General features: G+C 55.8%; 17 protein-coding genes and 1 riboswitch. Of the genes, 12 read left to right on the top strand and 5 right to left on the bottom strand.

Going from position 1 to position 17,841, the window contains the following annotated elements; translation table 11 throughout:
• Positions 1-47 precede the first annotated feature (47 nt).
• The 3 genes from malM to malK form a co-directional block, all read right to left on the bottom strand.
• Complete coding sequence (gene malM, locus HMPREF9538_RS14910) at positions 48-971, bottom strand: maltose operon protein MalM (RefSeq protein ID WP_004151749.1); 924 nt, start codon at positions 969-971, stop codon at positions 48-50.
• Positions 972-1,085: 114 nt separating this feature from the next.
• A complete protein-coding gene (locus HMPREF9538_RS14915) occupies positions 1,086-2,375 on the bottom strand; it encodes a maltoporin (protein ID WP_002884747.1) in 1,290 nt (429 codons plus the stop codon).
• A gap of 83 nt (positions 2,376-2,458) precedes the next feature.
• The gene (gene malK, locus HMPREF9538_RS14920) at positions 2,459-3,568 is read right to left on the bottom strand and encodes a maltose/maltodextrin ABC transporter ATP-binding protein MalK (protein ID WP_002884743.1); all 1,110 of its coding nucleotides are present in this window, start codon (positions 3,566-3,568) and stop codon (positions 2,459-2,461) included.
• A gap of 370 nt (positions 3,569-3,938) precedes the next feature.
• Between malK and malE the strand changes: the two genes are divergently transcribed.
• The 3 genes from malE (at position 3,939) to malG (ending at position 7,712) form a co-directional block, all read left to right on the top strand.
• Positions 3,939-5,129 carry a maltose/maltodextrin ABC transporter substrate-binding protein MalE gene (gene malE, locus HMPREF9538_RS14925; protein ID WP_002884740.1) on the top strand — a complete coding sequence of 397 codons (1,191 nt, stop codon included), beginning with the start codon at positions 3,939-3,941 and terminating at the stop codon, positions 5,127-5,129.
• A 133-nt stretch (positions 5,130-5,262) separates the two neighbouring features.
• Entirely contained in the window at positions 5,263-6,807 is a 1,545-nt protein-coding gene (malF, locus tag HMPREF9538_RS14930; protein WP_002884726.1) for a maltose ABC transporter permease MalF, read from the top strand.
• Between the two features lie 14 nt (positions 6,808-6,821).
• Entirely contained in the window at positions 6,822-7,712 is an 891-nt protein-coding gene (gene malG, locus HMPREF9538_RS14935) for a maltose ABC transporter permease MalG (RefSeq protein ID WP_002884725.1), read from the top strand.
• A 192-nt stretch (positions 7,713-7,904) separates the two neighbouring features.
• Here malG and psiE read toward each other — a convergent pair whose 3' ends face one another.
• On the bottom strand, positions 7,905-8,315 hold the full coding sequence (gene psiE, locus HMPREF9538_RS14940; RefSeq protein ID WP_002884721.1) for a phosphate-starvation-inducible protein PsiE: 411 nt from the start codon (positions 8,313-8,315) through the stop codon (positions 7,905-7,907).
• A 373-nt stretch (positions 8,316-8,688) separates the two neighbouring features.
• Between psiE and HMPREF9538_RS14945 the strand changes: the two genes are divergently transcribed.
• The 6 genes from HMPREF9538_RS14945 (at position 8,689) to HMPREF9538_RS14970 (ending at position 12,585) form a co-directional block, all read left to right on the top strand.
• Positions 8,689-9,966, top strand: a complete 1,278-nt coding sequence (locus HMPREF9538_RS14945; RefSeq protein WP_009484994.1) for a serine dehydratase subunit alpha family protein — start codon at positions 8,689-8,691, stop codon at positions 9,964-9,966.
• 83 nt (positions 9,967-10,049) lie between these two features.
• The gene (locus tag HMPREF9538_RS14950; protein WP_002884644.1) at positions 10,050-10,790 is read left to right on the top strand and encodes an AzlC family ABC transporter permease; all 741 of its coding nucleotides are present in this window, start codon (positions 10,050-10,052) and stop codon (positions 10,788-10,790) included.
• Entirely contained in the window at positions 10,783-11,103 is a 321-nt protein-coding gene (locus HMPREF9538_RS14955) for an AzlD domain-containing protein (protein WP_004177855.1), read from the top strand. The genes HMPREF9538_RS14950 and HMPREF9538_RS14955 overlap by 8 nt, the downstream gene beginning before the upstream one ends.
• 20 nt (positions 11,104-11,123) lie before the next feature.
• The gene (locus HMPREF9538_RS14960; RefSeq protein WP_002884637.1) at positions 11,124-11,504 is read left to right on the top strand and encodes a Rid family detoxifying hydrolase; all 381 of its coding nucleotides are present in this window, start codon (positions 11,124-11,126) and stop codon (positions 11,502-11,504) included.
• A 107-nt stretch (positions 11,505-11,611) separates the two neighbouring features.
• Positions 11,612-12,121 (top strand): GNAT family N-acetyltransferase, encoded by a 510-nt coding sequence (locus tag HMPREF9538_RS14965; RefSeq protein ID WP_004153543.1) that lies wholly within the window; start codon positions 11,612-11,614, stop codon positions 12,119-12,121.
• A gap of 8 nt (positions 12,122-12,129) precedes the next feature.
• Positions 12,130-12,585, top strand: coding sequence for an acyltransferase (locus HMPREF9538_RS14970; RefSeq protein WP_004177857.1), 456 nt, complete (start codon positions 12,130-12,132; stop codon positions 12,583-12,585).
• 49 nt (positions 12,586-12,634) lie between these two features.
• On the opposite strand, the gene pgi is transcribed toward HMPREF9538_RS14970, so the two are convergent.
• The gene (pgi, locus tag HMPREF9538_RS14975) at positions 12,635-14,284 is read right to left on the bottom strand and encodes a glucose-6-phosphate isomerase (protein ID WP_009484993.1); all 1,650 of its coding nucleotides are present in this window, start codon (positions 14,282-14,284) and stop codon (positions 12,635-12,637) included.
• Between the two features lie 349 nt (positions 14,285-14,633).
• Positions 14,634-14,869: riboswitch (Lysine riboswitch) on the top strand.
• Between the two features lie 179 nt (positions 14,870-15,048).
• On the opposite strand from pgi, the gene lysC reads away from it, so the two are divergent.
• The 3 genes from lysC to HMPREF9538_RS14990 form a co-directional block, all read left to right on the top strand.
• A complete protein-coding gene (lysC, locus tag HMPREF9538_RS14980; protein WP_004146591.1) occupies positions 15,049-16,398 on the top strand; it encodes a lysine-sensitive aspartokinase 3 in 1,350 nt (449 codons plus the stop codon).
• Between the two features lie 138 nt (positions 16,399-16,536).
• Complete coding sequence (panS, locus tag HMPREF9538_RS14985; protein ID WP_009484992.1) at positions 16,537-17,466, top strand: ketopantoate/pantoate/pantothenate transporter PanS; 930 nt, start codon at positions 16,537-16,539, stop codon at positions 17,464-17,466.
• Between the two features lie 116 nt (positions 17,467-17,582).
• Positions 17,583-17,841 (top strand): DUF3811 domain-containing protein (locus tag HMPREF9538_RS14990; protein WP_009484991.1); only part of this gene is annotated, 259 nt, incomplete at its 3' end.

The raw sequence follows: 17,841 nt of genomic DNA, 5'->3' as shown, positions 1-17,841 counted from the left end.
GCCCCCCCTAAAGGCTGTGCCTAAACATCAGCATTGTGGGGAGACGATTACCCCTTGCCTTTTACACTGCTGATAAAGGTGGAACGAGCGGATTTCGAGCCGAGGCGCTCAGCTTCGTTCATCAATTTCAGGGCTTTGTCGATGTCACCTTGTTTCACCGCCTGCTTAATACCATTGTTGAAGTAGGTTTCGGTATCGCTGAGCATCGGTTCGCTTTTGGCGGCCGGCGCCGCGGCGGCGGCTGGCGCGGCTACCGGCGCCGCGGTGTTGCCGACGGTTACCGGACCCGGGCCGGAGGAGCCGAACAGCGGCCCTACCAGCACGCTGGAAGTGCTATTAGTTTTCACTTTCAGCTTCAGCACGCCATCGGTGGTATGTTTAGCGATCGGATCCGGGATATCCGGGGCCGCATTGCCGGCGCCTTTGGCATAGGCTTTCGCCGGATCCAGCAGGGTCGTGGTCTGCTGGAGATCTTTTTCAGTGGTAAACACCAGCACATAGAGCTTTTGCTGGCCCAGCGCCGGGGTCAGGCGCATCACGCCGCCCAGGCGGTCAGCGGTCATCACGCCCGGCTGCTGATAGGTAAAGTAATTGCTGGGGAAGAACGCCGCGGGCGTCATGTTCTGGTCGAGAATCAGCACGTTCGGCGCAAAAATCTGCTTATGTTTGTTCAGTTCGCTGTCGAGCGTCAGGGTCAGCTCACCGATATTGGCCGGCACGCTCCAGGCGGCGACCGGTCCGACGATCCCCGGGACATCCAGGCGTTGACCGCCGGTGGTTAAATCAACGCTCTGCGTCTTTGATTGATCGGCAGGCGTCCAGATCAGCTGCTGCAGCGCGCTGGCTGGAATAGCCGGCGCGGCGCTGGTGTTCTGCGGTACAAAGTTAACATCGGCAAGGCTCATCCCCGGCACGCATGCCAACATCCCTGCGGATAAACACAGAGCGACGAGAGTTTTCTTCATTTTCATTCTTCTCACCTTGGATAGCATCGGTTTAGCGGTAGCCAGGCAATAGCGCGCTAACCCTGAATAATCAGGAGGGGCTGACGCCCCTCCCAGGTTACACCCGTCCTGCGGACGGTATTACCACCACACTTCCATCTGGGCACCGAAGGTAACTTCGCTGTCGTCACCGCGGCTGGAGGTGAAAGCGCCGCTTCCGCTGCTGTCTTTCGTCTGCAGACCGGAGGTGTTGCTGTAGCCCCAGTTTTCATCCCACTTCGCGTAGGTTGCGAAGATACGGATAGCCGGACGAGACCAGACGCTGTTGCCTGCCTGCCACTGTTGAGCCAGAGTAATTTTGTACTGGTTGTTGTTTTCGCTGGTACGCTGGGATTTCACGTTGTCGTAACCGATTTCCAGCTGGGTGCTCATGATCGGCGTCCATTTGTACATCGGACGGACACCCACGGTGTACCAGGTAGAACCGTTCTTGCTGTCCAGATCCACGTCCTGGTACATTGCCACGTACATCAGGCCCCAGTCATCGTTGAAGTCCATCGCGCCGTGATCCAGAACGCGGATCATGCTGCCGTTGTTATCGATGCTGGTCCCCTGAGAGTGGCCGCTGTTCCAGGAGGTCATTGCGTCAGTGGCGTACTGAACCACAAACTTGTTGAAGCCGCCCCAGATAGACTGAGTATGTTCACCGGTCCACATCCAGCCGTCTTTCGACGCGCCGTCTTCCAGGCGATAGTCATCCTGCGGGTTAGCACGGCCGTAATCGACCCCTAACTCCAGCACGCCGCCCGGGTTGGTTTCCAGACCCGCCAGACGGATATCAAAGACGTCGTTGGCAGTTTTCGCAGCATATTTTTTGGTGTCATCGCTGGAGAAAGTATAAGAGCCGCCGCTTTCTGAGTTACGGGTAGCGGCCAGAGAGAGCTTACCGAAGCCAAGGTCAACGTTTTCCAGACCTGCACCCGGGCCGGAGATATCCCAGTAGTAGAAGTCGATCATGTGAACGTCATGACGCTGATAGAAGCGTTTACCCGCCCACAGCGTGGAGCCCGGCAGCCAGTCGATCAGGTTTTTACCCTGGATGTTGGCTTCACGGAACGCCGGAGAGGTGCTTTCCCAGTCATCTTCCTGATTCACGGAATAGGCAACGTTAGTATCGAAATAAAAACTCTTATCCCCTTCCTTCCACAGCTCCTGGCCCAGCTTCAGTTCCGCATAGGTTTCACATTCGTTACCAAGACGGTATTTACTTTGAGCGCCGGTCGCTTTGAAGCACTGTTGCTCGCCGCCGCTGCCGGTCCAGCCAATGCCGGAACGCGCGTAGCCATGGAAATCGACAGCCAGCGCCTGAGCAGACATCACGCCTGCTGCGACGGCGACCGCCAGAGGAAGTTTGCGCAGAGTAATCATCATTCTATCTCCTGAGATCATTGCTTTTCTTTGCACGCTTCGCCGGTATATCGCCAGCCGGGTTCGCGCTTTTTTAATGGGAAGCCTTACACGCCCGGCTCTTTATGCAGCCGACGACAAGCGGTGCCATCCTCACGGAATAAATGGCAACGTTCTGGCGGCAAACCGATAGCGAATGTGGCTCCCTCTTCTACCAACACCACGTCGTTCTGGCGGTAAACCAGGTTCTGACGGATGGCGGGGATCTGGATATGAATTTGCGTTTCGTGACCGAGCTGTTCGACGACCTGGACCTCGCCTTCAAGGGTTACATCGGCGATATCGCTGGGCAGTAAATGCTCCGGTCGAATACCTAAGGACATATTGGCGCCCGCCTGCACGTTGGCGCTGTCCACCGGTAGCCAGATTTGCTGACGGTTCGGCAGTTCAACCTGCACCTGATCGATAGCCGTCGCGGTGACTTTGACCGGCAGGAAGTTCATCTTCGGTGAACCAATGAAGCCGGCAACGAAGCGGTCAGCCGGATAGTGATAGAGCTCCAGCGGTTTCCCAACCTGCGCCACACGGCCGGCGTCGAGGACCACGATCTTGTCGGCGAGGGTCATCGCTTCCACCTGATCGTGGGTGACATAGATCATGGTGCGGCCCAGTCGCTTATGCAGACGGGAGATTTCGATACGCATCTGGACGCGCAGGGCGGCATCGAGGTTGGAAAGCGGCTCATCCAGCAGGAAAACGCTTGGCTCTGCCACCAGCGTACGACCAATCGCCACGCGCTGGCGCTGACCGCCGGAGAGGGCTTTCGGTTTACGCTCCAGCAGATGGGCCAGCTGCAGCACTTCCGCAACCTGAGTCACCCGCTGGTTAATCAGATCTTTTTTCGCGCCGGCCAGCTTCAGGCCAAACGACATATTTTCCGCAACGGAAAGGTGGGGATAGAGTGCATAAGACTGGAATACCATCCCAACGCCGCGTTCTGCCGGTGGGATCTCGTTCATGCGGGTGTCACCGATAAACAGGTCCCCGCTGGTAATAGTTTCTAACCCGGCAATCATACGCAGCAGGGTAGATTTGCCGCAGCCCGATGGCCCGACAAACACGACGAATTCCCCTTCGTGGATATCGAGATTGATATCTTTCGATACCACCACGTCACCCCAGGCTTTCGTTACATTTCGCAGCTGTACGCTCGCCATGCCCTTCTCCCTTCGTTACAACCTGTCACTAACAGTCACATTCAAGATGGGTCGACTATGCGGCATTCATTACGCAGGCAAATCCTCCACCCCCCGGCTTTTTTATGGGGGAGGAGATGGGAGGATGAGAGATTGGCTCTCGCCGCGGGGGATGGCGGGCGGAGCGTGATTTCGTGATGGAGGCGACAAAATTGGGCGCTTTTTTCTGTGCTCCAGGACGCAATACGGCCGTTTTTGCAATGGAGATCACACAACCAGCGGGTGGGGCGTAGACCTGGGGAGGATGGAAAGGGGTTGTTAAAAAAGGAAACTCATCATCGTTAAGCCACCGAAGTGTATCCACGAGTACAACACCAAAAAGGACGGGTATATGAAAATCAAAACTGGCGCTCGCATCCTCGCGCTGTCGGCACTGACCACGATGATGTTTTCCGCCTCTGCCCTCGCAAAAATTGAAGAAGGTAAGCTGGTTATCTGGATTAACGGCGACAAAGGCTACAACGGCCTCGCTGAAGTGGGTAAAAAGTTTGAAAAAGACACCGGCATTAAAGTTTCCGTAGAACACCCGGACAAGCTGGAAGAGAAATTCCCGCAGGTTGCGGCGACCGGCGACGGCCCGGACATCATCTTCTGGGCGCATGACCGTTTCGGCGGCTACGCGCAGTCGGGCCTGCTGGCGGAAATCACCCCGGACAAAGCGTTCCAGGACAAACTCTATCCGTTCACCTGGGATGCGGTTCGCTATAACGGCAAACTGATCGCCTACCCGATCGCAGTCGAAGCCCTGTCCCTGATTTACAACAAAGACCTGGTGCCGAACCCGCCGAAGACCTGGGAAGAGATCCCGGCGCTGGATAAAGAACTGAAAGCGAAAGGTAAGAGCGCGCTGATGTTCAACCTGCAGGAACCGTACTTCACCTGGCCGCTGATCGCTGCCGACGGCGGATACGCGTTCAAGTTTGAAAACGGCAAGTACGATGTGAAAGACGTCGGCGTGGACAGCGCAGGCGCGAAAGCGGGCCTGACCTTCCTGGTTGACCTGATCAAGAACAAGCACATGAATGCCGACACCGACTACTCCATCGCGGAAGCGGCCTTCAACAAAGGCGAAACCGCGATGACCATCAACGGTCCGTGGGCGTGGTCTAACATCGATAAGAGCAAGGTTAACTACGGCGTGACCCTGCTGCCAACCTTTAAAGGCAAACCATCGAAGCCGTTCGTTGGCGTGCTGAGCGCGGGGATCAACGCCGCCAGCCCGAACAAAGAGCTGGCCAAAGAGTTCCTCGAAAACTACCTGATGACCGATCAGGGTCTGGAAGCCGTTAACAACGACAAACCGCTGGGTGCCGTGGCGCTGAAATCCTTCCAGGAAAAACTGGAAAAAGATCCGCGCATCGCTGCCACCATGGCGAACGCCCAGAAAGGCGAAATCATGCCTAACATCCCGCAGATGTCTGCCTTCTGGTATGCCGTTCGTACCGCGGTTATCAACGCCGCCAGCGGTCGCCAGACTGTCGATGCTGCGCTGAAAGATGCACAGAGCCGTATCACTAAGTAAGAAAACGGCGGGGTGGGGGGGGGGGGCGCGCCCCCCCCCCCCCCCCCCCCTACCACTACGGCTCGGACCGTAGGTCAGGTAAGCGAAGCGCCACCTGACAAATAAGTTTTCACCGCTGTAGAGGATGATCCCCATGGATGCCGTTAAAAAGAGACACTGGTGGCAAAGCCCGCAACTCACATGGTCTGTGATTGGCTTACTGTGCCTGCTGGTGGGTTACCTTGTTGTTTTGATGTACGCCCAGGGGGAGTACCTGTTCGCCATCATGACGCTGATTTTAAGCTCAGTTGGCCTGTATATTTTCGCTAATCGCAAGGCTTATGCCTGGCGCTATGTTTATCCCGGCCTCGCCGGCATGGGCCTGTTTGTCCTGTTTCCGCTGATCTGCACTATCGCTATCGCGTTTACCAACTACAGTAGCACCAACCAGCTGACCTTTGAGCGTGCGCAGCAGGTGCTGATGGATCGTTCCTTCCAGGCCGGCAAAGCCTATAATTTCACGCTGATCCCGGCGGGTGACGAGTGGAAGCTGGCGCTGACCGACGGCGAAAGCGGTAAAAACTACCTTTCTGACGCCTTTAAATTTGGCGGCGAGCAGAAGCTGGCGTTAAAAGAAACCGACGCCCTGCCGGAAGGCGAGCGCGCCAACCTGCGCGTGATTACCCAGAATCGCACCGCGCTGAACCAGCTGACCGCTGTGCTGCCGGATGACAGCAAAGTCATCATGAGCTCCCTGCGCCAGTTCTCCGGTACCCAGCCTCTGTATACCCTCGGCGAAGACGGGGTACTGACCAACAATCAGACCCACGTTAAATACCGCCCGAACAACGACGTCGGCTTCTACCAGTCAATTAACGCCGACGGCAGCTGGGGCAATGAGAAGCTGAGCCCGGGCTACACTGTGACTATCGGCTGGGACAACTTTACCCGCGTCTTCCACGATGAAGGCATTCAGAAACCGTTCTTCGCGATCTTCGTCTGGACGGTGGTGTTCTCGGTGCTGACCGTGGTGCTGACCGTCGCGGTGGGGATGATCCTCGCCTGCCTGGTGCAGTGGGAAGCGCTGAAAGGCAAAGCGATTTATCGCGTCCTGCTGATTCTGCCGTACGCCGTACCGTCGTTTATTTCGATTCTGATTTTCAAAGGGCTGTTCAACCAGAGCTTTGGTGAAATCAACATGATGCTCAGCACGCTGTTCGGCATTAAGCCGGCCTGGTTTAGCGACCCGACCACCGCGCGCACCATGATCATCATCGTCAACACCTGGCTGGGCTACCCGTACATGATGATCCTGTGCATGGGGCTGCTGAAGGCGATTCCGGACGATCTGTACGAAGCGTCGGCAATGGATGGCGCCGGCCCGTTCCAGAACTTCTTTAAAATTACCTTCCCGCTGCTGATTAAGCCGCTAACGCCGCTGATGATCGCCAGCTTCGCCTTTAACTTTAACAACTTCGTCCTGATTCAATTGTTGACCAACGGCGGTCCGGACCGTCTCGGCACCACCACCCCGGCCGGTTATACCGACCTGCTGGTGAGCTACACCTATCGCATCGCCTTTGAAGGCGGCGGCGGTCAGGACTTCGGCCTGGCGGCGGCTATCGCAACGCTTATCTTCCTGCTGGTTGGCGCGTTAGCGATTGTGAATCTGAAAGCCACGCGCATGAAGTTTGATTAAGGGAGATAACGATAATGGCTATGGTCCAACCCAAATCGCAGAAGCTACGTTTATTTACCACGCATCTCCTGCTACTGATTTTTATCGCCGCGATTATGTTTCCGCTGCTGATGGTTATCGCCATCTCGCTGCGCGAGGGTAACTTCGCCACCGGCAGCCTGATCCCGGATACCATCTCCTGGGAGCACTGGCGTCTGGCGTTAGGCTTCAGCGTCGAACACGCCGATGGCCGCGTCACGCCGCCGCCGTTCCCGGTCCTGCTGTGGCTGTGGAACTCGATTAAGGTCGCCGGGATCACCGCGATCGGTATCGTCGCTCTCTCCACCACCTGCGCCTACGCTTTCGCCCGTATGCGCTTCCCGGGGAAAGCGACCCTGCTGAAAGGGATGCTGATTTTCCAGATGTTCCCGGCGGTGCTGTCGCTGGTTGCCCTGTACGCGTTGTTTGACCGCCTGGGCCAGTACATCCCGTTCGTCGGCCTCAACACCCACGGCGGCGTCATCTTTGCCTACATGGGCGGTATCGCGCTGCACGTCTGGACGATTAAAGGCTACTTCGAAACCATCGATGGCTCGCTGGAAGAAGCGGCGGCGCTGGATGGCGCGACCCCATGGCAGGCTTTCCGTCTGGTGCTGCTGCCGCTGTCGGTGCCGATTCTGGCAGTCGTGTTTATTCTGTCGTTCATCGCGGCCATCACCGAAGTGCCGGTCGCCTCGCTACTGCTGCGCGATGTGAACAGCTATACCCTGGCGGTAGGTATGCAACAGTATCTCAACCCGCAGAACTATCTGTGGGGCGACTTTGCCGCCGCGGCGGTGCTCTCCGCCATTCCGATCACGGTTGTCTTCCTGCTGGCGCAGCGCTGGCTGGTTAATGGCCTGACGGCGGGTGGAGTGAAAGGTTAATTTTTTTTGTAACACCGGCCCCAAATTTCAGAGGAGGGCCGACGGTCTAGCCGCAATACACGACCCCAACCGGGTATTGTCGCCGTCGCCCTCAGCTGAAAAAGTAAGGTCAATGCCACTGCTATCCTCAACTGGACCCTACATAAATTCTATTTGTGACTGTTGGTCGGCGGCCCTGGAGGCCGCTTTTTTTTATTCGCGTTTCAGGCGATTGGAGTTACACAGCCAGAGCGTAATCACCAGGATCAGGATCGCCGCGGAGTAAATAAGCACCGCCAGCGGCGACTCATGATCGACGATAATAAGCCGCACAATCGCGGTAATACCGATATAGACGAAATAGCGCAGTGGAAAGTGAAAACCGGATTCAAAATATTTAACAATCAGCGCGATAAACTCAAAGTAGAGAAAATAGACCACCAGCCCTTCGACCAGCTTGTACTTACTCACCGGCTCCGGCGTAAACAGTACGTGCGCCAGATGCAGGGTCTCCTTTCCCAGGAACACCACCAGAATAATTCCCAGGCACAGCAGTGCCAGATTCAGCACGGCCTGCATGGCCTTCGCAACGAAATTAACCAGCGGACGATATACCGACGGCATAGTGACACCTCAAATGCATGAACGTTGTCGATCTGTATAGCGCAAAAGTGTGATCCAGATCTACCTATGATTCCTTCGTCTTACGCTATCTCCGGGCTATTGATTCGAAAAGTACGAACAAGAGAAAATTGTCCTTCCAGCAACGCTGTGAGCAGATTAACAAAATCATCCATTACGCTTAGAACGAATCAGCCCAACTAACTGAAATATAAAAAGTTTACTTTTAGAAACAGGTGTATCTTAAAACCTCCCGTAAGATAAAATTTTTCTCCAAACCACAGTCTTTTTATGGTTATTAGGGTAAGTTTTTTTTTTTTTTTTTTTTTAGCATTATCGCAGCTGAATAAAATTTAATTTTGGACATTAAATCATTATGAACACCGATAACGCTTCCCTGTACGTAAAATGGCTCAAACAAGAGGTCGCCCCGGCTTTAGGTTGTACTGAACCCGTCGCTATTTCCTTCGCGGCCGCCTACGCCGCACAATATCTGGATCAGCCTTGCACTAAAATTAGCGGTTTTATTTCCGCCAATCTTTATAAAAACGCGATGGGCGTCACCATACCCGGCACCACCGTTTGCGGTGTACCGCTGGCAGCCGCAATTGGCGCATTTGGCGGCGACCCGCAAAAGGGATTAAAAACGCTGGAAGATATCACTCCGCGACACGTTGAAATGGCGCAGAAGCTGATCGCCAATAACGCCGTTGATATTGCCGTCGAAGAGACTCCGGATTTTATTCATCTCGATCTAACCCTCTCTGCTGGCGAGAATTGCTGTCGTGTCGTGGTCAAAGGAACCCACACCAACGTGGTCGAACTTTATATTAATGGCCAGCCGCAGCCATTAAGCGAAAAACAGAATACGCACACCCAGCGCGAAACGCTGCCCACTTTCTCGCTACAACAGGCTTACGAATTTATTAATCGCGTCGACTTTAATGATATTCGCTTTATTCTCGACGCCGCGCGCTTAAACTCCGCGCTGGCGGCAGAAGGCAAAACAAAAAAATATGGCCTGAACATTAACGGTACCTTTTCTGACGCAGTGAAAAACGGCCTGATGAGCAACGATCTGTTAAGCAAGGTGATCATCAACACCGTCGCCGCTTCAGATGCCCGCATGGGCGGCGCGCCGGTGGTAGCGATGTCAAACTTCGGCTCAGGCAATCAGGGCATTACAGCAACCATGCCGGTAGTGGTGGTTGCAGAGCATCTTGGCGTCGATGAAGAGACCCTGGCTCGCGCTTTGTCTCTCTCTCATCTCACTGCCATCTCAATTCATTCTCGTTATACGCGCTTATCTGCGCTATGCGCAGCCTCAACCGCCGCTATGGGCGCCGCCGCCGGTATGGCCTGGCTGTTTACCCGCGATATCAACACCATTAATACCGCAATTATTAATATGGTCAGCGATATTACCGGCATGATTTGTGATGGCGCTTCCAACAGCTGCGCGATGAAAGTCTCGTCAGTGGTATCCAGCGCCTTTAAGGCGGTACTAATGGCCATGCAAAATAGCTGCGCTGGCGCCAATGACGGTATTGTCTGCGCCGATGTCGAGCAGACTATTAATAACCTGTGCCGTCTGGTGATTAAACCAATGACTCTCACCGATAAAGAAATTATCAGCATTATGGTCGCTAAATAATACCATTTCACGGACCTGAAAGAGCAGGTCCCGATTAACGTACTCTACCCACACTATTATTTATAAATTAGCAGGTATAGCAGATGAATAAAAAAGTCATCTTCCGCGGCGCCAGCGCTATTATGCCCCTATGCATCGGCGACTTTCCATTTTCATTTATTGTCGGCGCATTAAGCGTTAGCGCGGGCATGAGCGTCTGGCAGAGTACGGCGTGGTCGGCGATCGTCATTGCCGGCTCGGCGCAAATGCTGGCACTGAATATGTTAAAAACCGGCGCCACGCTCGGCGTGATTATTTTCACCACATTAATTATCAATCTTCGCCACGTGCTGTATAGCGCCTCTATTTCCGGCAGCGTGCGTGAAGCTTCATTCTTTAAAAAATGCTTTATGTCCTATGCGCTCACCGACGAGGTGTATGCCACCACCGTCAAAGAGATGGAAGGAAATAAAAAGGAAAAATATCTGTTTTATGGTTCGGCGATGATTACCTTCTGGGCGATTTGGGTGCTGGCTGATTTTCTTGGCGCGCTGGTCGGCGCCTCGTTTCCCCACATTGAGAAATACGGTCTCGATTTCGCCATGGTCGCCGCCTTTATCGCCATCGTGGTGCCGCAAATTAAAAGCCAGGCCTGCACCGTCGCCGCGGTTGTAGCCGCCGTTTCCGGCGTGCTGTTAGTGGTCCTACCCTATTCGCTGGGTATCGTCGTCGCCTCAGTGCTTGGCGTCCTCGCCGGCCTGTGCGTCGACCTGGCGGAAGAGCGCAAGCAGATGGCAAAAACCGAATCCGATATGCCGTTAGTGGAGGCGATGGAAAATGAGTAATAGCTATTTTATCGCCCTGACGCTGGGCATGGCCGCGGTGACTTTTCTCATCCGTTTCTCGTTTATCGGCCTGGCCGGCAAGATCCAGATGTCCGAGCGGGTGACCAAAACGCTACGCTTCGTGCCGGTCACCGTTCTGCCGGCCATCATCACCATTCAGATCCTGAGCGTGAATTCCAGCATGGAGTTCGACTTAAAAAATCCGAAGGTGATCGCCGCCATCATCTGCACGCTCGCCAGCTTCCGTTTAGGTCTGGTGTGGGTGGTAGTGAGCGGCGTCGGCTCGCTGGTGTTGTTAAATTATTTTATGTAACCGTTTGAAGGATAAACCGTATGATTATTACCACCGCTGACGCGCCTGCCGCTATCGGCCCGTACGTGCAGGGCGTCAATCTCGGCGCGATGACCATCACCTCCGGTCAGCTGCCGATTAATCCGCTGGACGGCACCATGCCAGGCGATATCGCCGAACAGGCGCGGCAATCACTGGAGAACGTGAAAGCCATCGTCGAAGCCGCCGGACTCACGGTCGGGCAGATCGTTAAAACTACGGTGTTTGTCAAAGACCTGGCGGATTTTGCCGCCATCAATGCCGCCTACGAGGCCTTCTTTATCGAACACCAGGCGGCCTTTCCGGCGCGCTCCTGTGTGGAGGTGGCAAGGTTACCGAAAGATGCCGGCGTCGAAATCGAAGCGATCGCTTTCGCCCGCTAACCCCCAGGCTGGAGGGAGCGCCTCCAGCCTTCTCCCACCGATTTTTGTCGTTCCACATTGTTCACTTTACAGGCAATATAGCCGCAGAACGACGCGAGGAACGCAGCATGTTAACTATTCGACAGGCATGTCCCGAGGACGCGCCCCAGCTTAGCGCGATGGGCTATGCCAGCTATCATCACCACTTTGCTCATCTCTGGCGCGATGCCGATGAACTGGCGTTATTTCTTAAGCAAGAATATGCCGAAGATGCGCTACGTCGGAGTCTTGCGGATGCGACCCAACACTGGCTCATCGCCGAAGCCCCCTCTCCTGTTGGTTTCGCTAAATATAGCTATCAGCAGCGAATGGCTGACGACGGCAAGATTGGTACGCTGCTGCATAAGCTCTACCTGATGCCGGGGAAGACTGGCCACCGCTACGGCGAGCATATTTTTCACGCCGTCGAGACGCGAGCAAAAACGGCCGGTGAAAGTTGGCTGTGGCTGGAAGTACTCGCCGCGAATCCCGCCGCGCGCCGTTTTTACGAACGCCAGGGGATGCAGCACATCAGAGACACGATTTTCCACTCCGCCAGCCAGCAAAGCACCTTACATATTCTGGCCAAACCGATTTGAGAGGAACTATGCCTGAGCTTCGTGATACCGGCGTACGTAACGTCGTTTGTGGGGAAAATGTCGTTATTTACCAGCCCGCCAACCTCTATGATTGCCAGCTCGGCGATAACGTCTTCGTCGGGCCGTTCGTTGAGATCCAGGGGAATACCCGCATCGGCGCGAACAGTAAAATTCAATCCCATACCTTTATCTGCGAGTACGTCACCATCGGCCAGCGCTGCTTTATCGGTCACGGCGTGATGTTTGCCAACGACCTGTTTCGCGAGGGTAAACCAAACGCCGACCGCGCCAGCTGGGGGCGGATCGAGATTGGCGATGACGTGTCGATCGGCAGCGGCGCCACGATTCTGGCCGTCAGCATCTGCGATGGGGTGGTGATAGGCGCGGGCAGCGTGGTAACGAAGTCCATTACCGAGAAAGGCGTGTGGGCGGGGAATCCGGCGAGGCTGCTGCGGCGGCTATAAATAAAAATGCCGACCAAAGGGTCGGCATTCCGTCTTAGCTGCGCAAGCGTTATGCGCGCCAGGCTTTATAACGGTTAATCAGGCCGTTAGTAGAGCTGTCGTGGCTGCTAACTTCGCTGCCGTCTTTCAGCTCCGGCAGGATGCGGTTAGCCAGCTGTTTGCCCAGCTCAACGCCCCACTGGTCAAAGGTGAAGATGTTGAGGATCGCGCCCTGGGTGAAGATTTTGTGCTCGTACAGGGCAATCAGCGCCCCGAGGCTGAACGGGGTGATCTCACGCAGCAGGATGGAGTTAGTCGGGCGGTTACCTTCGAACACTTTGAACGGTACCACGTGCTCCAGGGTCGCCGGGTCTTTACCCTGATCGCGATATTCCTGCTCAACCACTTCGCGGGATTTACCAAAGGCCAGGGCCTCGGTCTGGGCGAAGAAGTTAGACAGCAGTTTCTGATGGTGGTCAGACAGCGGGTTGTGGGTGATAGCCGGAGCGATGAAATCGCACGGTACCATTTTGGTGCCCTGGTGGATCAGCTGGTAGAACGCGTGCTGACCGTTGGTGCCCGGCTCACCCCAGATGATTGGGCCAGTCTGGTAGTCTACCGCGTGGCCGTTACGGTCAACATACTTACCGTTGGACTCCATGTTGCCCTGCTGGAAGTAAGCGGCAAAGCGGTGCATGTACTGGTCGTACGGCAGAATCGCTTCGGTTTCCGCACCGAAGAAGTTGTTGTACCAGATGCCGATCAGCGCCAGCAGCACCGGCAGGTTTTTCTCCGCCGGAGTGGTGGAGAAGTGCTTATCCATCGCATGCGCGCCGGACAGCAGCTCAACGAAGTTGTCGAAGCCCACGGAGAGAATGATGGACAGACCAATCGCCGACCACAGGGAGTAACGGCCGCCAACCCAGTCCCAGAATTCGAACATGTTGGCGGTGTCGATGCCGAACTCGCCAACCGCTTTCGCGTTGGTGGAAAGCGCGGCGAAGTGTTTCGCCACGTGCTTGTCGTCGCCCGCGGTTGCCAGGAACCAGTCGCGCGCGCTGTGGGCGTTGGTCATGGTTTCCTGGGTAGTGAAAGTCTTGGACGCCACCAGGAACAGAGTCGTTTCCGGATTCACGTTCTTCAGCACTTCGGCGATATGGGTGCCATCGACGTTAGAGACAAAGTGCATGTTGAGGTGGTTTTTATACGGACGCAGCGCCTCGGTCACCATGAAAGGACCGAGGTCGGAGCCGCCGATACCGATGTTAACCACGTCGGTGATCGGTTTGCCGGTGTAGCCTTTCCAGCTACCGGAGATAATCGCTTCGGAGAAGGTTTTCATCTTCTCCAGCACAGCGTTCACTTCCGGCATCACATCTTTGCCATCAACCACAATCGGCGTATTGCTGCGGTTACGCAGCGCGACGTGCAGTACCGCGCGGTCTTCGGTGCGGTTGATCTTCTCACCTGAGAACATCGACTTGATAGCGCCCGCCAGGTCAGTCTCTTTCGCCAGATCCTGCAGTTTAGCCAGCGTCTCTTCAGTGATGCGGTTTTTGGAGAAGTCCACCAGCATCAGATCGTCGAACGTCGCGGAAAATTTAGAAAAGCGGTCGCTATCTTTGGCGAAAAGCTCGCTGATAGTGATATCTTTCATTTCGTCGAAGTGTTTCTGTAATGCCTGCCAGGCAGAGGTCTGCGTTGGGTTGATGTTTTTCATTAGCAATACTCTTCTGATTTGAGATTGTGACTTCGGTCGATTGTAGCGCCGGTGACGGAAAATTGTGATGATTTTTGTGACTTGACCCTGACGCCGGTCAGGAATCGGGTCAAAACGGAGTAAAAAGCCCCATTAGTATAGCTATCATAAGGCTTTTTTCTGTTAGCCGCAGAGGCATGAAAAATCCGCATAACCGCAGCGTTGACATAGCTGGCGTTAAGCCTTTATATATCCGCAGTGCTTACGTATTGGTAGGTATCTATTGCTCGCGCATTTCACGCTACAGCGAAAGGGTATTCGCGGGGGATATAATGTCCCTGTTCCCCCGGCCAGGTGAAAGACGTCAGTAATTGCCAGAAGAGGTGCGTTGCCCAGGTAACCGTATTGGAGGAACCAGTCCGGGGAAGATACGTGAGGGGGAGCAACGCCGAGGTGAAAGAGCGTCTGGTCACGCTCCTCGCCGGCCACAGGGGCTGAATCCCCTGGGTTGTCACCAGAAACGTTCGCAGTCGGGCGTTTCATACCCGAACACCTCAGCGCCCAAAGCGGTGAGTCGGGTCTACAAGGTGGAGCACTTCTGGGTGACATCGTAGTTGTTTATCACTCTGCGCCACCCTGTTTATCGCTCTTCCCTTGTGCCATGGCTGAATAATTTGGCCTGGCTTATTAAGACATTTTGTTGCGATCCGGCGGCGTCCAGCCCCTGCCAGGATCGGTGCTCAGGAATCGTTTTAATAAGTCAGGCCCCCTGACACGAGGTTGTTATGACAGATCTAGTCGTCGCCAAATTTGGCGGCACCAGCGTTGCTGATTTTGACGCAATGAACCGCAGCATCGATGTGGCGCTGCTCGATGCCAATACCCGTATTGTTGTGCTCTCCGCCTCTGCCGGCGTGACCAACATTCTGGTGGCCTTAGCGGGAGGGCTGGAACCCACCGAACGTTTTTCCCAGCTGGACGCTCTGCGTCAGATCCAGTTCAATATTCTGGAGCGTTTGCGTTATCCCAACGTGATCCGCGAAGAGATTGAGCGCTTGCTGGAAAATATCACGACGCTGGCGGAAGCCGCCGCGCTCGCCTCCTCAACCGCCCTGACCGACGAACTGGTCAGCCATGGCGAACTGATGTCCACCCTGCTGTTTGTGGAAATTCTACGTGAACGCGGTATTCAGGCGCAGTGGTTTGACGCCCGTAAAGTGCTGCGCACTAACGATCGCTTTGGCCGCGCCGAACCGGACATCGCCGCCGTCGCCGAACTGACCCAGCAGCAGCTGGCGCCGCGCCTGGCGGAAGGCCTGGTGGTGACCCAAGGCTTTATCGGCAGCGAAGCGAAAGGCCGCACCACCACCCTCGGCCGCGGCGGCAGCGATTATACCGCCGCTCTGCTCGGCGAAGCGCTGAATGCCACCCGCGTCGATATCTGGACCGATGTCCCGGGGATCTATACTACCGACCCGCGCGTCGCGCCGGCGGCGAAACGCATCGACGTCATCGCCTTTGAAGAGGCTGCGGAAATGGCCACCTTTGGCGCCAAAGTGCTGCATCCGGCAACCCTGCTGCCTGCCGTGCGCAGCGATATCCCGGTGTTTGTCGGTTCCAGTAAAGAGCCTAAAGCGGGCGGTACGCTGGTGTGTAAAACCACCGAGAACCCGCCGCTGTTCCGCGCGCTGGCGCTGCGTCGCCGGCAAACGCTGCTGACGCTGCACAGCCTGAATATGCTGCACTCCCGCGGCTTCCTCGCCGAAGTGTTCGGTATTCTGGCGCGCCATAACATCTCAGTTGATTTGATCACCACCTCCGAAGTGAGCGTGGCCCTGACCATGGACACCACCGGCTCGACCTCTGCGGGCGATACCCTGCTGACCCAGGCGCTGCTGACCGAGCTCTCTTCGCTGTGCCGCGTGGAAGTGGAAGAAAATCTGGCGCTGGTCGCCCTGATTGGCAATGAGCTGTCGAAAGCCTGCGGCGTCGGCAAAGAGGTCTTTGGCGTCCTCGAGCCGTTTAACATCCGCATGATCTGCTATGGCGCCTCCAGCCACAACCTGTGCTTCCTGGTGCCGGGCGACGATGCGGAGAAGGTTGTGCAGAAGCTGCATCATAATTTGTTTGAATAAAATTCCTTAGCACGATAAACAATACCTATAGCCGGGCTCGAACCCGGCTTTTTTATAACAACATCAACACAACCAGCTGACCTGCTCGCCGCCCATCGGGATGGCGCGGCCCGGTTCGCGTATCGCAAGGAACACAACATGCTCGCAACTCTGACGCGGCTGTTCCCGTTATGGGCACTGCTGCTCTCCGTTCTGGCCTATTACACTCCCACCACCTTCACCCCAATTGGCCCATGGGTCACCACCCTGCTGATGCTGATCATGTTCGGTATGGGCGTGCATCTGAAGCTGGAGGATTTCAAACGCGTCCTGTCGCGTCCGGCGCCGGTCGCTGCGGGGATATTTCTGCACTATCTGGTGATGCCGCTCGCCGCCTGGCTGCTGGCGCTGCTGTTTCATATGCCGCCGGAGCTTTCCGCCGGGATGGTGCTGGTCGGCAGCGTCGCCAGCGGGACCGCCTCCAACGTGATGATCTTTCTTGCCAAAGGGGATGTGGCGCTGTCGGTGACCATCTCCTCGGTCTCCACCCTCGTCGGCGTCGTGGCGACACCGCTGCTCACCCGTCTGTACGTCGACGCGCATATTCAGGTCGACGTCATGGGCATGTTGCTCAGCATTCTGCAGATTGTGGTCATTCCTATCGCGCTGGGACTGATTGTCCATCATCTGCTGCCGAAGGCGGTGAAAGCGGTAGAGCCGTTCCTGCCCGCCTTCTCGATGGTGTGCATTCTGGCGATCATCAGCGCGGTGGTGGCGGGTTCCGCCGCCCATATCGCCTCCGTCGGCCTGGTGGTGATTATCGCGGTGATCCTGCATAACACTATTGGTCTGCTTGGCGGGTACTGGGGCGGACGTCTGTTTGGTTTTGATGAATCCACCTGCCGTACGCTGGCGATCGAGGTGGGGATGCAGAACTCCGGCCTGGCGGCCGCGCTGGGTAAAATTTACTTCGGCCCGCTGGCGGCGCTGCCGGGCGCGCTGTTCTCCGTCTGGCATAACCTGTCCGGTTCGCTGCTGGCCGGGTACTGGTCAGGAAAGCCCATCGCCAAAAAAGCCGACAAGCGCTGAGCGTGATACGTCCGGGCGCAGGCCCGGGCGTGTGCCTGCTTTAGTTGCCATACAGGCTATCAGTAAAATATTCATTGCCGTACACTGGGTGCTCTGGTCTGACTGAGGGCACCACCATGGCACTCCCCCGTATTACACAAAAAGAGATGACCGAGCGCGAACAGCGCGAATTGAAAACGCTGCTTGACCGCGCGCGTATTGCGCATGGCCGCCCGCTGAGCAATGCGGAAACGAACAGCGTGAAAAAGGAATATATCGATAAGCTGATGGCGCAGCGTGAAGCGGAAGCGAAGAAAGCCCGCCAGGTGAGAGAACAGCAGGCTTATAAAACGGATAAGGAAGCGACCTTTTCCTGGTCGGCGAATACGCCGACCC

Source organism: Klebsiella sp. MS 92-3 (assembly GCF_000195655.1).
Lineage (GTDB): Bacteria > Pseudomonadota > Gammaproteobacteria > Enterobacterales > Enterobacteriaceae > Klebsiella > Klebsiella pneumoniae.
Note: the sequence above shows the minus strand (reverse complement) of the source record. Positions and strands in the feature narration are given on the sequence as shown.

Coding starts and splice junctions, on each gene's coding strand:
- malE (WP_002884740.1), top strand. CDS start 3,939: ATGAAAATCAAAACTGGCGCTCGCATCCTCGCGCTGTCGGCACTGACC.
- HMPREF9538_RS14960 (WP_002884637.1), top strand. CDS start 11,124: ATGATTATTACCACCGCTGACGCGCCTGCCGCTATCGGCCCGTACGTG.
- HMPREF9538_RS14950 (WP_002884644.1), top strand. CDS start 10,050: ATGAATAAAAAAGTCATCTTCCGCGGCGCCAGCGCTATTATGCCCCTA.
- pgi (WP_009484993.1), bottom strand. CDS start 14,284: ATGAAAAACATCAACCCAACGCAGACCTCTGCCTGGCAGGCATTACAG.
- malF (WP_002884726.1), top strand. CDS start 5,263: ATGGATGCCGTTAAAAAGAGACACTGGTGGCAAAGCCCGCAACTCACA.
- HMPREF9538_RS14955 (WP_004177855.1), top strand. CDS start 10,783: ATGAGTAATAGCTATTTTATCGCCCTGACGCTGGGCATGGCCGCGGTG.
- malK (WP_002884743.1), bottom strand. CDS start 3,568: ATGGCGAGCGTACAGCTGCGAAATGTAACGAAAGCCTGGGGTGACGTG.
- malG (WP_002884725.1), top strand. CDS start 6,822: ATGGCTATGGTCCAACCCAAATCGCAGAAGCTACGTTTATTTACCACG.
- HMPREF9538_RS14965 (WP_004153543.1), top strand. CDS start 11,612: ATGTTAACTATTCGACAGGCATGTCCCGAGGACGCGCCCCAGCTTAGC.
- panS (WP_009484992.1), top strand. CDS start 16,537: ATGCTCGCAACTCTGACGCGGCTGTTCCCGTTATGGGCACTGCTGCTC.
- HMPREF9538_RS14945 (WP_009484994.1), top strand. CDS start 8,689: ATGAACACCGATAACGCTTCCCTGTACGTAAAATGGCTCAAACAAGAG.
- malM (WP_004151749.1), bottom strand. CDS start 971: ATGAAAATGAAGAAAACTCTCGTCGCTCTGTGTTTATCCGCAGGGATG.
- HMPREF9538_RS14970 (WP_004177857.1), top strand. CDS start 12,130: ATGCCTGAGCTTCGTGATACCGGCGTACGTAACGTCGTTTGTGGGGAA.
- HMPREF9538_RS14915 (WP_002884747.1), bottom strand. CDS start 2,375: ATGATGATTACTCTGCGCAAACTTCCTCTGGCGGTCGCCGTCGCAGCA.
- psiE (WP_002884721.1), bottom strand. CDS start 8,315: ATGCCGTCGGTATATCGTCCGCTGGTTAATTTCGTTGCGAAGGCCATG.
- lysC (WP_004146591.1), top strand. CDS start 15,049: ATGACAGATCTAGTCGTCGCCAAATTTGGCGGCACCAGCGTTGCTGAT.